Raw genomic sequence first — 15,912 nt, 5'->3', positions numbered from 1 at the left:
ATTTTGTCACTTTGCACAAACAAAATTTCTCCCTTTTTGTAAATTTTCTTTATTGTTCTAAAATTTTCTTACTTTCTTCCTCTCTGTTTCTCACTCTGCTCGCGGTGGTACTGCAGCGTGTAGAGCTGGTAATATCTTCCCTGCGCTGCTAAAAGCTCCTGATGCGTTCCATGCTCCACGATTTTTCCGTGGGACAGTACGATAATCTCATCCGCATGCTGGATCGTCGAAAGACGGTGCGCTACGATCAGCATCGTTCCGATGTTCTTCATCTTTTCCATGGATCCTGGATCAGAAGCTCGGTTTCGGTGTCGATGTTCGCCGTCGCCTCGTCAAGGATCATGACCGAAGGCTTATGGATGATGGTACGCGCAAACGAGAGAAGCTGGCGCTGTCCGGCGGAGAAGTTGTTTCCTCTCTCCCGCACCGGCTCGTCGAGGCCGTGATCCAGCTTGTTGATAAACTGGTCAGCATTCACGTAATGGCAGACGTCCATGATCTCTTCATCGGAAATCCCCTCCTCGCGGAGAATAATGTTACTGCGGATCGTTCCCGAGAACAGGAAGACATCCTGCAGCATCTGGCCGAATTTTTTCCGCAGGGAATCGATTTTGATCTTTCGGATGTCGATGCCGTCGATCAGAATCTCACCCTTCTGAAACTCGTAGTTCCGGCAGATCAGGGAAAGAATCGTCGATTTTCCGGAACCGGTGGAACCCACAAATGCGATTGTCTCTTTCGGATTGACGTGGAACGAAACGCCTTTTAACACCCACTCGCCCGGGATATAGGAAAACCATACGTCGCGGAACTCAATTTCGCCCCTGATGCCGGTAAGCTCGATCGCATCCGGCGCATCCTGCATTTTTGGCTCAAGATCCAGAATCGAGAATACTTTCTCGGCGGATGCAAATGCAGACTGCAGCCAGTTGAACTGCTCCGCCAGGTTCTGGATCGGGTTGAAGAATTTTGAAATATACATGTAAAAGCTGACGATCATACCGCTGGTAAGCGTCTGGCCGAGGAACGACATTCCCTCCAGATAGCCCTTGCCGCCTAAATACAAAAGGCAGAGCACGGAGCTGATATACAGCATGTAGACGAGCGGACGGAAAATACCAAACACGAAAATCTGCTCCTGCTGTGCGCGGCCGAGTGCGTTGCTCTTGTCGGTAAACTCGCGCATCTTGGCATCCTCGCGGTTGAAGATCTGTGTGATTTTCATACCGGAAAGGTTCTCCGACAGATACGTATTGATGTCCGTAGTACAGTCTTTTACTTTTCGGTGTGCTCTTCGCGAGAATTTGCGGAAAATAATCGAGAACAGCACGATAAACGGCACGAAGCAGAGCACCATCAGCGTTAGCTCATAGTTCAGAAACAGCATCGCAATCAGAATACCGATGATCACGAAGAAGTTCTTCAGAAGATTGACCAGAAGGTTGGTGAACATCAGTGAAATCGCGTTCGTATCGTTTGTCGTTCTCGTGACAAGCTTTCCGACCGGAATCTCATTTAACTGCTCGTGGGAAAGGCGCTCGATGTGGACGAACAGATCCTCCCTCATATTGGAAATAATTTTCTGACCCGTCTTCTGCAGAATCACGGCCTGGAAATACGTGCACGCCATCGAGACAAGAAGGATTGCCGCATAGCCCGCTACCCACAGAAACAGGGTATTCAGCGCGAATTTTCCAACGACGAGCTCCTCAATTTTGCCGACGATCAGCGGCGAAATGATATCGTACGCGATCGAAAACAGCATCAGAAAACCAACAACGATAAACTGGCGGTAAAACGGCTTTGCGTAATCCATCAGACGCTGCATGATTTCACTGTCTTTCATGTTCCGCTCAAAGCCGGTTTCTTTTTCTCCATCTTTCACTACAAACGCGGCCACAATCAGCAGGGTGGAAATCACGCCGATGATCGCGCCGACCCAGAGAATCGGATAATAATTGTGCATTTCTACTCCTCCCCCGCTTCCTCTTCAAGTTTCTGCAGATCGACCATCTTGCGGTACGCCGTGCAGGTCCGGTACAGATCCTCGTGTTTTCCGACTGCATGGACTTCTCCGTCCTCGACGAACACGATCTTGTCCATCTGCTCCACCGTTGAAATCCGGTGTGCGATCAGAATTGTCGTCAGTCCCTCACGTTTTTTGAGATTGTCGAGAATCGTGCGCTCTGTTCTGGTATCGACCGCAGAGACGGAATCATCGAGAATCAGAATCGGTGCGTGTTTCATCAGCGCACGCGCAATCGAGATTCGCTGCTTCTGTCCGCCGGAAACCGTCACACCGCGCTCGCCAAGAACGGTGCGGTAGCCCTCTTTGAACTCTGCGATATTGTCATGGACATCGGACATCATCGCCGCATCCTCAATGGCCTCCTGGTTTTCGTCATCAAAGGCGAAAGAAATATTGCCGGAAATCGTGTCGGAGAACAGGAAGTTGTCCTGCGGCACGTAGGCACAGCCCTCACGCACGGTGTGGATGGAAACGGTGTTGACATCGTGGTCATCAATAAACAGCGTTCCGTCCGGCACGTTGTAGGTGCGGAGCAGCAGATCGACGATGGTCGTTTTTCCGGAACCGGTCTTTCCGACGATGCCGACACTCTCGCCTGGCTCAATGGTAAACGATACGTTTTTCAGCACATCGTACTCCCCGTCCGGATAGCGGAAGGTCAGATTGCGGAACTCGATTTTTCCATGGATGGACGGCAGATCCTGCACACCGCCGCGGTCCTTCACATCGACTTTTGCGTCAAGCAGTTCCGTAATACGATTTAAGGACGCTTTTCCACGGGATGTCTTCTCAATCAGCATGGAGACCGCCATGATCGGCCATACAACGGCCGAGAAATAGCCGATATACTCGACAAGCTGGCCGGCGTCGAAGCTTCCGCAGTAAACGAGATAGCCGCCGTAGCCTAAGATTACACAGATGACGGACTCGACGAACAGCGTTACCATAATATTCAGCAGTGTGGAAATTTTGGTATATTCTACGTTGATGTCCTCGTTCTCGCGGTTCAGTCTACGGAACATCATCAGCTCTTTCGTCTCTTTGACGAATGCTTGATGACAGCAAGACCGGAATAGTTTTCCTGCGCGAAATCGGACAGCTCGGAAAAGGCCGCCTGGCGCTCTTCCCACTTTTTCATCAGGTATTTGCCGAGCGTTGTGCCGGCGGCCATCAGAAATGCCATCGGGATCATGGAAAGGCCGGTCAGGAAGTGGTTCATGCGCCACATTTTGATCACGGCAAGCAGGCCTAAAAACAGCGCATCGCAGAACATCAGAATACCGTCGCCGAAGCACTCCTGCACGGTATCGAGATCGTTCGTGTAAAGACTCATCAGGTTTCCGACTTTGTTGTCCTGATAATACTCCTGGGACAGCTCCTTGCTGTGCGCGAACATGCAGGTACGAAGATCGGTCACCACGCGGATCGCGGAGCCGAAAAAGCAGACTCGCCACAGGAAACGGCCGACTACCATGACGATAATGGTAATAATCATGGGCCGGCAGACCTGATCCAGCAGAAATTCCATATCAAACACCGCCGCCTGGCCGTTGACCAGAACAGGGTCGCCGTTCATGCCGTTGATGACCATGCGGTACAGCTCCGGTATGAAAAGCTGGAAATAATCTACGAGAATCAGCGCTGCAAGACCGAGAATCAGAATGGGCGCATTCTTCAGGTAGTATTTGTTAATGTACTTTCCAAATATCATATATTTTCTCCCTCTTTTTGTTTTTGCCATTGTCTGCTATGATCTTTCTGACCATAACAGTCCTTCCCTTTTCCAAAGCGTTTTCGCCCCGGAATGCCTCCTTTCTTCTCCTGCATTTCACAGCTCCGATGCAATTTTAACAGAGATAAACAGAAGGAACTGGACTTTGAAAAATCCAATTCCTTCTGTTCCAATTCACATTCCTGCTCCAAAAGCGTTCCGCTTCTTCTTTGCAGGACACCGTTGTCCTGTGAATGTTTGTTCTATTTTTTAGTATACGGTTCTTTTTCTCTCCCGTCAAGCATTTCACGCGTTTTTCTGTTTTCTTTTTTATTTTTTGCCGTTTTCCGCTTTTTTTGCGCAAAATCTGCGCATTCCGGTAAAACAGTCAAAAGAAGAAAAGGCTGACGCCAAGTGTGATCCACCACGTTCTGGTCACGGCTGCAATCAGATATCCCACCAGGCAGACACACGCCGTAACGGCCGCATACTGCATCTGCGTCGATACGTGGTTCAGATGGTTACTCTGCGCACCCGCACTTGACATAACCGTCGTATCCGAGATCGGCGAAATATGGTCACCGCAGACCGCCCCTGCCAGGACGGCGGATACCGAGATAATCATCATCTCCAGATTTGTTCCGGCTGCGAACATGCCCGTTGCAATCGGCACAAGAATCGCGAACGTTCCCCAGGAGGTTCCCGTCGAAAAGGAAAGGAACACCGCCACGGCGAACAGCACCACCGGGATAAAAATACTTGCGGATGCATGGTCTCCCACGACGCTTCCGACAAACTGGGCCAGACCCATCGCATCACCGACGCCTTTTAAGGTCCACGCAAAGACGAGAATCGTAACCGCCGGAACCATCAGCTTGAAGCCCTCGGACAGGCTGTCCATAAAGCTCTTGAAGGTGATGACCTTCCGCGGCAGATACAGCGCCATCATAAACAGGATCGTCACGACGGAGGCAAAAATCAGACTCGTTTCTGCATCACATCCTGCGAACGCGGAAATCACATTGTCCGCGCCGCCGAGGAAGCCAGTGTAAACCATCGCTCCAATCGCTGATACAATCAGCACGGCAACTGGGAGCACGAGGTCGATGACTTTTCCGTTCGGATTGACCTCCTGCTCGGAAACCTGCTCAAACTCCTCACCTCCGGTCGTGAAAAGATCACCTTTGGCGGCATTATCCTCGTGGAGCTTCATCTGACCAAAATCAAAGCCGGTGTAGCAGATGTAAAAGACCATCGCAATTGTAAGGATCGCATACAGGTTATACGGAATTGTCCGCAGAAACAGCTGGAATCCGCTGATTCCCGCATCCGCCGGCACATACGAGTTGACGGCTGCCGCCCAGCTTGAGATCGGCGCGATAATGCAGATCGGCGCTGCGGTGGAGTCGATGATGTATGCGAGTTTCGCGCGGGAAACCTTGTGGCTGTCCGTGACCGGGCGCATGACAGAGCCGACTGTCAGACAGTTGAAATAGTCATCCACAAAAATCAGAACACCAAGCCCCATCGTTGCCAGAAGCGCACTCCGCTTCGTTTTGATCTTCGTCCCCGCCCATTTTCCATACGCCGTCGAGCCGCCGGATTTCGCCATCAGCACGACAACCATGCCAAGCAGGATATCGAAGATCAGAATGTTGATGTTCATGCTGTTCCGTAAAATTTCAAAGAAGCTTGTGAACGCATCCCACGGATGGAAGCCAGTGTACAAAAGGACACCGACTGCCGATCCGATGAACAGGGAACTGTAAACTTCTTTTGTTACAAATGCAAGCAGAATTGCAAGCAGCGGCGGGACGAGTGCCCACCAGGTTCCGATAAACATTGAACCATTCATGTCGTCTGTTTTCCCTTTCTGCTGTTAAGTTCGTTTACACTTCCGGCGTTACAATTTTTCCGGCTACTGCACATGCTGCCGCTGTCTTTGGAGATGCCAGATAAATTTCAACTTTAGAAGTACCCATTCTTCCAAGAAAGTTTCGGTTGTTCGTTGCTACAACACGCTCGCCGTCAGAGAGGATTCCGCCCGCTCTTCCGCAGCACAGGCCGCATCCCGGATGTGTAATCATGCGCCGGCCTCTGCCAGTGTATCGAGAATGCCCATTTTGCTTGCCTGCAGATAAATCTTGCGGCTTGCCGGTGTTACGATCAGTTTTACGTAGTCGGCTACTTTTTTGCCTTTTAAAACCTCGGCTGCCGCCTGCAGATCCTCGAGACGGCCGTTCGTACAGGAACCGATGAAGACCTGATCGATCGGGGTTCCCTCGAGAACGCTGGTATCACGGATCTTGTCTACCTGGGACGGGCATGCCATAACCGGCACAAAATCCTCGGCGCGGTAGGTGATGGTACACAGATATTTTGCATCCTCATCGCCTTTTAAGCTCTTCTGATAGTCATTGAGTTCGATCTCGCAGTATTCTGCGGTCTTCTCATCCGGGGTAAAAAGTGCACATTTGGCACCTGCCTCGATCGCCATGTTGGCAATCGTCATACGGCTTGCCACGGTCATATTTTCTACGGTGCTTCCTGAGAACTCCAGTGCGCGGTACGTTGCGCCGTCTGCACCGAGGTCACCGATCAGACGCAGGATAATGTCTTTTGACATCACATTTTTCGGCAGCTCGCCTTCGATGACAACTTTGATCGTCTCCGGCACTTTGATCCACATCGTACCCGTTCCAAGGATGCTCGCCATCTCTGTGTAGCCGATTCCGGAAGAGAATGCACCGACACAGCCGTATGTCGTCGTGTGGCTGTCGGTTCCGAAAACAACGTCGCCCGGTTTTACGTAACCTGCCTCTGTCATTAACTGATGGCAGATTCCGTCGCTTCTGTGTACGTTTTTCATGCCGTATTTCTTTGCAAATTCATCGCCTTTGTGGAAATGTCTCGTATCGTCCACCTGGCTTGCCGGAACGAGGTGGTCGTAGATCAGAACGACTTTATCCGGGTCCCACAGTTTGGTAAAGCCCATCTCCTCGAATTTATCGCCGACAAACGGGATGAAGATATCATGAATCATGACTCTGTCCACGTTGACCGTCACAATGTCGCCCGGTTTTACGTCTTTTCCGGTGTTGTGGCGGATGATTTTTTCAATTACTGTATTGCCCATCGTTTCTTCCTCCCGCTCTTAATCCAATCCGTTGCGCTTGCGCATTGCCTTTACCAGGCCGCCTGCCTGAATGATATCCATCAGGTTCTCCGGCAGAGCTGCGATCGGGTATGTTTTTCCGTTGTAATCAACATGCTCATTCATCTTGACGGTGATGGCGTCGCCCTCTTTGATATCGTCGTGCAGATCCGGCTGCTCGATCAGAAGAAGGCCGTTATTGATGGAGTTGCGGAAAAAGATCCGAGCAAAGGATTTCGCGATAACGCAGGAAATGCCGAGCGCCTTGATGATCTCCGGTGCCTGCTCTCTCGAGGAGCCGCAGCCGAAGTTCTTTCCTGCCACGATGATGTCGCCCTTTTCAATCTGTCCGGCCAGTTCCGGGCGGAGCGGGGAAAAGCCGTACTGTTTCATATCGTCAATTGTCTTTAAAGCAAGATACTCGGTCGGGATAATGATATCGGTATCAATATCGTCTCCAAGCACCCATACTTTTCCTGTAAATGCTTCCATATGTTTATTCTCCCAAAAATATTATGTATCCCTCAAAGAAAATGGTCAGATCTGATCTGCCGTCGCAATCTTTCCGGCAATCGCGGATGCGGTTACCGTAGCAGCGGATCCCAGGTATACTTTGGAGCTTGGATGACCGGCACGTCCCTTGAAGTTACGGGTTCCGGTGCTGATCAGCACTTCGTTCTCACCGATGACACCCTGGCAGCTTCCCCAGCAGACGCTGCAGTTCGGGTTCATCACAATGGCTCCTGCCTCCATGAAGGTATCGATGATACCCTCTTTTAATGCCTGACGGTAAATCGTCTGACTCGCCGGAACGACAAGGAAACGGACGCCCTCTGCGACTTTCTTTCCGCGGATGATCTCTGCGCCGACGCGGAGATCTTCGATTCTTCCGTTGTTGCAGGATCCAAGGAATGCTTCATTGATCGGCGTTCCGCAGGTCTCTTCTGCCGGAACAACGCGGTCTACGAAATCCGGTTTTGCAACAACCGGGCGGACTTTGGAAAGGTCAAAGGTGTACTCTCTGACGTATTTTGCGTCCGGATCGCTGTGAAAGATTTCTTTTGGCTCTCTTCCGTGCTCTTTCAGGTACTCGATGGCTTTCTCATCTGCCTCAAAGATACCGGTCTTGGCGCCGGCCTCAACTGCCATGTTGCAAAGTGCCATACGGTCGCTGATGCTTAAAGTCTTTGCACCCTCACCGGTAAACTCCATCACCTGGTAGTTGCATCCGTTTGCGCCGACCTCGCCGATGATGGTGAGGATCAGGTCTCTCGCATAAACGCCCTCCGGCAGTTTTCCTACAAGATTGAATTTTACGCTTTCCGGTACGAGTACCCAGGAAGTTCCCGTTACCATGCCGTACAGGAAATCGGTACAGCCGACACCGGTGCCGAATGCGCCGAGTGCTCCGTAAGAGCAGGTATGGCTGTCAGCACCGAAAATCAGCTCGCCCGGGCGGACATAGTTCTCAATCATCACCTGATGGCATACACCTTTTCCTTCCCAGAAGTCAATGTTGTTCTCTCTTGCAAAATCACGCATCTTTTTCTGGGATGCTGCTGTTTTCGGGCTGTCGGACGGCACGTTGTGGTCGACGATGAAAACGAGCTTTTTCGGATCCGCAATGTGCGGGTGGTTTAATTTATTGCGATACATATCAACCGTCAGATGAGTAGTTCCGTCGTTGCTCATCAGACGATCCAGTGTTACGGTGTGGATATCTCCCGGCTTTACTTCCGGAACGCCGGCTGCAGCGGCGATAATTTTCTCTGCAATTGTCATTCCCATGGTTCTTACTCCTCCTCGCGGTTCAAAGAGGCAATCAAGCCTCCCTGATTCAGTATGTTCTGCATATATTCCGGCAGTTTGGTGCAGGTGTACGTTTTGCCGTTCACCTCTGCGGTTCCCTCGGACATATGGAGGACCATGGTGTCCCCGTCTTCTACGGCATCCGGCAGGTCTTTACAGACAATCGCCGGCAGACCGATGTTGATGGCATTGCGGAAAAAGATTCTGGCGAAGGATTTTGCGATGACTGCCTGCACACCCAGTGCTTTTAAAACACCCGGTGCCTGCTCTCTTGAAGAACCGCAGCCGAAGTTTTCTCCTCCTACGACAAAATCTCCCGGTTTTACTTTTTTTGCAAAGTCCGGATCTAACGATTCAAACGCATGACCTTTCATCTCATCCAGATTCGGCAGAAGCAGATACTGGGACGCGATGATCTGGTCTGTATCAAGGTCATTATGAAATTTAAAAATTTTACCCTGTTCCATTTTCTTTCGTTCCTTTCGCATAAAAATTCTGACAAAATCTATTGTAACACAAAAGATATGGTTTGCAAAAGGAAAAAAAGCAAAAAATATAGGCCGCCTCACCTTTTTCCGGTAAGACGGCCTGAAATGCTTCTTTAGTGGGTCGTTCCCATTGCCTCTTTTACTTCTTCTTTGTTGGTTACGACTGCCTCGATGCAGTATTCCAGAGATTTTGCAATCGTTTCCAGCGGCATGCTTGCATGGTGCTTGCTTTTCCGACTACCTGCTCGCATGCGAACGGTACGTGGATGAAGCCTGCGCGGATGTTCGGATATTTCGTTGCGCACAGGTGAAGCACATTGTACATGACGCAGTTGCATACGTAGGTGCCTGCGGTGAAGGATACGTGGCACGGAAGGCCGTGTTCGCGGACGTTCTGAACCATTGCTTTGACCGGAATCGTTGCAAAGTATGCGGTCGGGCCGTCTGCCTGCAGCGGTTCATCGGACGGCTGCTCTCCGGCGTTGTCCGGGATTCTTGCGTCTGCAAGGTTGATGCCGACTTTCTCTACGGTTACGCATGCGCGTCCGCCTGCCTGTCCGACATCGATGACAACGTCCGGATTGTGCTCTTTGATGGCTGCTTCCACGCAGGAAATACTTCTGGTAAACTCGGTCGGGATCTCAACTTTTACGATCTCTGCTCCGGCGATGGTATCCGGCAGAAGTTTGATGGCCTCGAATGCCGGGTTCACGCTCTCTCCTCCAAATGGGTCAAATCCTGTTAATAAAACTTTCATCGTCTTTTCTCCTTTTGTCTCTTAATTTTTGTCTCCTGGTTCTGTCCTTTAGTATAACACAGGCTCGGGTGCAATAATCTTTCCCCGGTCCATAATCTGACGGTTATCGGTAAAAATATCGGGTTCCCGGCAGACCAGGTCGAAGTGGCCTTTCGCATTCTGCACGCCGCCGAGCGCGATATTGCGTCCAAGCCCTACGTGGAAAGTTCCATACGCGGATTCATCCTCAATGTAGCAGTTGCCGAGGCAGTTCGAGCACGAATTCAGTCCGATGCCAAGCTCTCCTGCGATATAAATCCGTGGATCGAAATATTTCTCCATGTACTTCTTTAAGCGGATGCCGGTCGGTGTCTCCTCGATATCGACATATGTTGTAACTGTAACCAGCGGTTGGATTCGTCATCCAAAATCCGCCGTTTTCCGCACTGCATCATGAATTCAATTCTACTAAAATATTCAAAAGATATCAACCTGTTTCTGATTTTTCTATGAAATTTGCACAATTCTTCCAATAAAAATCAATTTTGCGTCCGTACTGTCTGAAAATTTTGTGGAAAATTTCTTTTTCCTCAAAAAGAAAAAGAGGCGTTCACAGCCAGCAGAAACATTTCTTTCCTGCGGACCGTGACAGCCTTTTTGCCGTCTTTCTTTTTCTTATTTCCAGACCGTATCGTAGTTGATCGGTTTATAGAATGCTTTTTCCCGGCTCTCATGATCATCCGGACGGTTGCCGAGAAGCCACATGGTTTTAGTTGCGACTGCCTCCGGGGTCATATCGTATGACTCGAGAATGTTGCACAGAGTTTTCATCTCATGGCCGACTTCATAGACGGTCATATCGCTTCCCTCGTGAGAAACCTGGGTACACATGATGATGAGTTTTTCCGGGTACTTCTGGCAGAGCTCGTAAAACGGCTCCTTGATGCTCGCCGGAATACCGCCGACACCGAAGCTCTCCACAATGATCGCATCATAGTGCTCAAAAATCGCCGGAAGCAATACCGGGCTGATTCCCGGGATCAGTTTCAAGAGAAAAACGTTATCGCTTAAGTTTTCATAAAAACGAACCGGCTTTTCATACGGCAGCATCGGCAGATACCGCAGAATCCGGCGGTCCTGTATTACCGCAAGGTACGGGAAATCGATGCTGGAAAAGGCATTGTAGCTCTTCGTCCGCACCTTCTTCGCGCGCGTTCCCGCGATGACTTTTCCGTCGAACACAATCTGTACACCCTGGGATGCATCATCACAGGCGTAATAAAAGCTGTCGGACAGGTTTGTCTTTGCATCCGTGATATCCAAATTGATCGGCCGCTGTGCTCCGGTGATGACGATCGGCTTTTCCGAATTCTGAATCATATAGGAAAGCGCCGCCGCGGTGTACGCCATCGTATCAGTTCCGTGCGCGATGACGAAACCGTCGTAATCCTCGTAATGCTCCTTCGCCACTTTCACCAGCGTGCTCCAGTTCTCCGGAACCACATTCGAGCTGTCCAGATTAAACGGATTCACCGCCGTAATCTCACAGAGGCCTTCCACCTCCGGAATATAAGACAATAACTCCTCCGGCGTAATCTGCGGAGTCAGACCATTTTCCGTCTTCTTCGAAGCGATTGTGCCGCCGGTTGCGATAAATAAAATCTTTTTCAATGTAAATCACTCCTGTTTTCTCGTTTGGTAACAAGTTTTCTTTATCTTAGCAGACTTTGGGGACGGCGTAAATGATGAATTTGGAAATCGAGAAACCAATCCTTTCCATTGACGCGAAAAATTCCGTTTGCTATACTGAATTTTAGACACAGAAAATCCTTATCTACGAATTTTACATTCAGAAAGCCAGGCTTCCTATGAATCATGAAAATCATCCCGGTCATCCATATCTTTATTCTTTTCTTCTTGTTTTCGGTCTGACGCTGATCTGCGCTCTGCTTGCGGGATCTTCGTATTGATCGGAGCGTGAAAAACAGGAAGCTGCCGAACAGCGCAGAATCCAGGAGCTGCATAATGAATTTCTGACTCAGAAAGATTAAACACATGTTAAACATACGTGAAACGCCCTTTACCGGCTACGCCTTCAGCAACACCTTCTGCCCGCAGACCGGGATTTCCTCGAGATACTTAAAATACCACTTCTTCCTCCGCGCCGAATACCGCACCACCACCGGAATCCAGCAATTTTCCACTTTCAGATACACATACTGCCCGGAAGCCACTTCCACCTCGCCGTTCTGCTGCTCTACAAATGCACGGTTTTTCTTTATTTTTACAATGCCTTTCGTCATAATGATCATCCTTTCTGAACGGGTTTGAAAAGATACTCTACCTGTATTGTATGCAGAGGGGATAGGAAATTTCCACTTTTCAGGGGCAAAAAAACAGGACACGGGATTCCCCCATTGTCCTGTTCTCCTTTTATCACACACCTGCTTACCCCTCAGCATCGTTCTGCTGCCAAACTTTATCGCTCGAATCAGAACAGCTGCCCCAGCAGTTTCAGCTTTTCCTTTTTGGGGAATGCGGCTTCAAATTTTTCAAAAGCTTCCGGGTTCTTCTCACAAATAAAATTCCCTCTGCCAGCGTCGTTTTTCTCGCATCCACATGGGCGAGAATGCCTAATGCCAGTTTCTTGGTCTGTTCCATATTTTTTTCATCCTGTCTGTGCTTTTTTCAGGCAGCCACATTCCCAGCAGCCCGACTCACTGATTATCGTAACACGTAACCTCTCTTTGTGAAACCCCGGAGTCAAAAGCAAAAAATCTCAAAACCAGTTGCTCTTGTTCTCCTGGTTTTGAGATTTTTTATGCTGTGTATCTTTTATTTTTCACCCGCCATCGGCTGATGGTCTGCAATTTTCAGAAAAACAAATCCAAGTGCAAAGAAAACCGCCAGACATGCAACCGCTACGTTGATCGTTCCTCCCGCCAGCTTTACAACTGCAATGACTACAGATCCAAGGAAGGAAGCGCCCTTGGCAAAAATATCGTAGATGCCAAAATATTCTCCCGAATTCTCCGCCGGAATAATTTTGGAATAATACGACCGCGACAACGACTGAATCGATCCCTGAAAGCATCCCACTCCAAATGCCAGAATCGCAAAGTGCACCAGCGTCCGCAGTGTCAGCGCATAGAGGCAGATGACAAAATAGCCTGCGATGCAGATCAGAATCAGGGATACCGTATCTTTTTTCCGCGACAGTTTTGCAAAAAACAGAGATCCTCCAAAAGCGACAACCTGCGTGGCAAGCAGGAAAACAACCTGTCCGACCGTATTCAGGTTCAGATCGGTTCCGATGTTGATGCAGTTGTCAATGATAGTTCCGACCCCATCAATATAGAGAAAGAATCCAATCAGAAAGAAAAATACTTTCCGGTCCGAAACTGCGATTTTTTTCAGAGTTCTGAATATTTTTCCAAATGTCTGACCGACGGTAACCGTTCTCATTTCCACGTAATTCTTCTGCCGATACTCCTTCAGCAACGGCAGCGTCACCACCAGCCACCAGAGAGCCGTTACGCAAAAGCCAATCATCTTAGAGACAAAATCCGGCAACACCCCGACCATATCCGGCCCCAACACATAAGCAATCAGTGCTACAAGAAACGGAATGCAGGATCCCAGGTATCCCCACGCATAGCCATAGGAGGATACCTCATCCATACGTTCCTCCGTTGTCACATCATTCAACATGGAATCGTAAATCGTCAGCGATGCATTATAGCAGACTCTTGTCATAATATAAATGACCAGAAACAGCACCCAGCTCGTTGCAACGCCATTCAGCACACATCCTGTGATGCCAAGACCTGCCGTTGTGGTAAAAAAGATCTTTTTCTTATCCTTACGATCCGCCAGCACACCGCAGACAGGACCGATCAGTGCCACCACCACCGTAACAATGGAAATGGCAATCGAATAATACGCCGTCGCCTGATCCGAACTGATTTTTCCCGGCCCTGTACCGATTGCCAGACTCTTAAACCAGATCGGAATCAGCGAACAGGCAAGCATAATAAATGCCGAATTTCCCACATCATATAAAACCCATGCAAACTCCTGCTCCGTCAGATTTCGAAACACTTTTGTCCGATGAAGAGCACGAAACAGACCACTCATACTCCAATCCCCACTTTCTTTTATTTTGTCATGCAGTATCAGTGTAGCATAGATTTCTTGATATTCAAAGTATTTTTTATATGAAAACAGGCAAAATCATTTGCGAAACGCCAGTTTTCCCATCCTTCCATGATCCGCCGGAAATTTCACAGCAGATCATTTCGATTTTTCAGATTAATGCCGGTGTCTGCGCCAAAACGGAAAGGATCGCAATCACCGCAAAAATCACAGCAGCTGCCACTGCAGCAATCATAATTTTTCTTTTCATAGCATACCTGCTTTCTCTATCATGTTTGCGGAATATTTTGTTTTCGTAATCATATCTTTTTTCCTAAAGATATTATACCCTATGCATAGGAATACATCAAACTTTTCCAGTCCAGGCCATTTCCAGACAGCTTTTAAAAACAGTCTGGCATGACTCCAAACGATTACAGGCGCAGGCGGTCATAACCGTCTGCGCCTGTAGTCGTTTTCACTTTTTTTTGCAGATGTTTTATAAGAATCTGATTACTATTTTTTTATTTCTCTGCTATACTTATGCTAAGATACCAGACACGCTCTTGCACCGGCCTGGCAGTCCGTACATTGAGAAAAAATAAGAAAGCAGAGGATCAAAGAGATGACGAAAATCCCAAACAGACTTCACAAATACGTGCCATCTATGCTGCTGTTTCTGCTGTTTGAAGCAGTGGCAGTTACGCTGTGGCTCACAAAGGACAATTTTTTCTATCTGCTGAATTTCAGCTACATCGGAGCCTGCCTTGGGCTTGGAACGGCACTGTTTACCGCCGGGAAACGGTATGCCCGGCATTTCGTCCAGTTGGCGGTGGGCAGCTATATGTTGCTGTACCTTGGCGTGATTTCCCGTGAAAATATGCAGATCGAAGGTTCTGGTACTACCTGTTTCTCGGCGTTTTCGAAGCAGCAACTATCCACTACGCGGTTGCAAAAATTTTCGGACCGTTGCTTTTTGGGCGTGGCTGGTGCGGTTACGCCTGCTGGACAGCTATGGTGCTGGACTTTCTGCCCTACAATCAGCCGCAGAAGCCACGAAAAGAAAAGCTGGGCTTCCTTCGCTATGTGATGTTTCTTCTGTCTCTGGCGTTGGTGTCTGGGCTGTTTCTGATGCATGTGGCACATCTGGAGCAAATCATGTTCTGGCTTTTCCTGGCCGGAAATGCGCTTTATTACCTTGTCGGTATTGTGTTCGCCTTCCTGTTTCAAGATAACCGGGCATTCTGCAAGTACCTGTGTCCCATTACGGTTTTTCTCAAACCTATGAGCTATTTTTCTCTTCTGCGCGTCCACTGTGATGAGGATAAGTGTGTCCATTGCAGGAAGTGTCTGCAGGTCTGCCCCATGAACGTGGAGGTTAATAAGGAAACCCGCAAGCGGAAAAACGGAACAGAGTGTATTCTCTGCTATGAATGCACGAAAGTTTGTCCCTCAAAAGCACTGCATTAACCGTTTTTCTCTTCCGTAAATTTATTCCTCGCTTCAGCCGTCAGATCATTCAGCTCAGAGAAAACAGCGTGGCAATTAATTCCTTCTCTTCCTCTTCGGTCGGCAGATCTGCCATATCCATCCATCGTTCATATTCTCCGGCAAATCCTCCGGCAGCCATTGCTCCATGCGAAAAGACGATACAGCCAGAAGTACGGATTGTCGCCACATCCGGACCCAGCGGATTCATAAAACCGATCCCTTAATTACCTATACATAATTTTACCTGATTTTTCATGGATCGTATATACTAATGGTTGGAAATCCCCCTGTTATAACAAAATTCCAATCATTATCATACCATATATAGTACATTAATGATTGGAATTATCTATATCTTCT

14 protein-coding genes and 3 pseudogenes are annotated in these 15,912 nt (G+C 48.9%); 1 reads left to right on the top strand and 16 read right to left on the bottom strand.

From position 1 onward, the window contains the following. Positions 1 to 68: 68 nt before the first annotated feature. The 15 genes and pseudogenes from DWZ60_RS17470 to DWZ60_RS06610 form a co-directional block, all read right to left on the bottom strand. Complete coding sequence (locus tag DWZ60_RS17470) at positions 69 to 272, bottom strand: hypothetical protein (RefSeq protein WP_199669405.1); 204 nt, start codon at positions 270 to 272, stop codon at positions 69 to 71. Next, a complete protein-coding gene (locus tag DWZ60_RS06680; RefSeq protein ID WP_199669404.1) occupies positions 269 to 1,966 on the bottom strand; it encodes an ABC transporter ATP-binding protein in 1,698 nt (565 codons plus the stop codon). Before DWZ60_RS06680 ends, DWZ60_RS17470 begins: the two co-directional genes overlap by 4 nt. Positions 1,967 to 1,968: 2 nt before the next feature. Next, positions 1,969 to 3,054: an ABC transporter ATP-binding protein gene (locus DWZ60_RS06675; protein WP_119221420.1), complete on the bottom strand. Its 1,086-nt coding sequence runs from the start codon at positions 3,052 to 3,054 to the stop codon at positions 1,969 to 1,971. Beyond that, positions 3,054 to 3,740, bottom strand: coding sequence for an ABC transporter transmembrane domain-containing protein (locus DWZ60_RS06670; RefSeq protein ID WP_158576339.1), 687 nt, complete (start codon positions 3,738 to 3,740; stop codon positions 3,054 to 3,056). Before DWZ60_RS06670 ends, DWZ60_RS06675 begins: the two co-directional genes overlap by 1 nt. Before the next feature lie 388 nt (positions 3,741 to 4,128). Continuing rightward, a complete protein-coding gene (locus DWZ60_RS06665) occupies positions 4,129 to 5,595 on the bottom strand; it encodes a Na+/H+ antiporter NhaC family protein (protein WP_119221418.1) in 1,467 nt (488 codons plus the stop codon). 34 nt (positions 5,596 to 5,629) lie between these two features. Then, a pseudogene (locus DWZ60_RS06660) lies at positions 5,630 to 6,876 on the bottom strand (3-isopropylmalate dehydratase large subunit). An 18-nt stretch (positions 6,877 to 6,894) separates the two neighbouring features. Beyond that, positions 6,895 to 7,386 carry a LeuD/DmdB family oxidoreductase small subunit gene (locus tag DWZ60_RS06655; RefSeq protein ID WP_118659113.1) on the bottom strand — a complete coding sequence of 164 codons (492 nt, stop codon included), beginning with the start codon at positions 7,384 to 7,386 and terminating at the stop codon, positions 6,895 to 6,897. Positions 7,387 to 7,431: 45 nt separating this feature from the next. Then, positions 7,432 to 8,682 carry a 3-isopropylmalate dehydratase large subunit gene (locus DWZ60_RS06650; protein ID WP_055218299.1) on the bottom strand — a complete coding sequence of 417 codons (1,251 nt, stop codon included), beginning with the start codon at positions 8,680 to 8,682 and terminating at the stop codon, positions 7,432 to 7,434. Positions 8,683 to 8,687: 5 nt separating this feature from the next. After that, complete coding sequence (locus DWZ60_RS06645) at positions 8,688 to 9,170, bottom strand: LeuD/DmdB family oxidoreductase small subunit (RefSeq protein ID WP_055218301.1); 483 nt, start codon at positions 9,168 to 9,170, stop codon at positions 8,688 to 8,690. Between the two features lie 134 nt (positions 9,171 to 9,304). Further along, positions 9,305 to 9,948 (bottom strand): annotated as a pseudogene (gene pcp / locus DWZ60_RS06640) (pyroglutamyl-peptidase I). Between the two features lie 48 nt (positions 9,949 to 9,996). Continuing rightward, the gene (locus tag DWZ60_RS06635; RefSeq protein ID WP_191892600.1) at positions 9,997 to 10,269 is read right to left on the bottom strand and encodes a hypothetical protein; all 273 of its coding nucleotides are present in this window, start codon (positions 10,267 to 10,269) and stop codon (positions 9,997 to 9,999) included. A 333-nt stretch (positions 10,270 to 10,602) separates the two neighbouring features. Further along, a complete protein-coding gene (locus DWZ60_RS06630) occupies positions 10,603 to 11,598 on the bottom strand; it encodes an asparaginase (protein WP_117509129.1) in 996 nt (331 codons plus the stop codon). Positions 11,599 to 12,014: 416 nt separating this feature from the next. Beyond that, positions 12,015 to 12,230 (bottom strand): hypothetical protein, encoded by a 216-nt coding sequence (locus DWZ60_RS06620; RefSeq protein ID WP_022462490.1) that lies wholly within the window; start codon positions 12,228 to 12,230, stop codon positions 12,015 to 12,017. Positions 12,231 to 12,441: 211 nt separating this feature from the next. Continuing rightward, complete coding sequence (locus DWZ60_RS17250) at positions 12,442 to 12,588, bottom strand: hypothetical protein (RefSeq protein ID WP_158576337.1); 147 nt, start codon at positions 12,586 to 12,588, stop codon at positions 12,442 to 12,444. Between the two features lie 174 nt (positions 12,589 to 12,762). Next, positions 12,763 to 14,064, bottom strand: a complete 1,302-nt coding sequence (locus DWZ60_RS06610) for an MFS transporter (RefSeq protein ID WP_119221417.1) — start codon at positions 14,062 to 14,064, stop codon at positions 12,763 to 12,765. A 631-nt stretch (positions 14,065 to 14,695) separates the two neighbouring features. On the opposite strand from DWZ60_RS06610, the pseudogene DWZ60_RS20675 reads away from it, so the two are divergent. Continuing rightward, positions 14,696 to 15,531 (top strand): annotated as a pseudogene (locus DWZ60_RS20675) (4Fe-4S binding protein). Between the two features lie 49 nt (positions 15,532 to 15,580). Here the strand turns inward: DWZ60_RS20675 and DWZ60_RS06600 are convergent. After that, positions 15,581 to 15,760 (bottom strand): hypothetical protein, encoded by a 180-nt coding sequence (locus DWZ60_RS06600; protein ID WP_119188740.1) that lies wholly within the window; start codon positions 15,758 to 15,760, stop codon positions 15,581 to 15,583. Between the last annotated feature and the right edge of the window lie 152 nt (positions 15,761 to 15,912).

The organism is Blautia sp. AF34-10 (assembly GCF_003477865.1).
Lineage (GTDB): Bacteria > Bacillota > Clostridia > Lachnospirales > Lachnospiraceae > Fusicatenibacter > Fusicatenibacter saccharivorans.
Note: the sequence above shows the minus strand (reverse complement) of the source record. Positions and strands in the feature narration are given on the sequence as shown.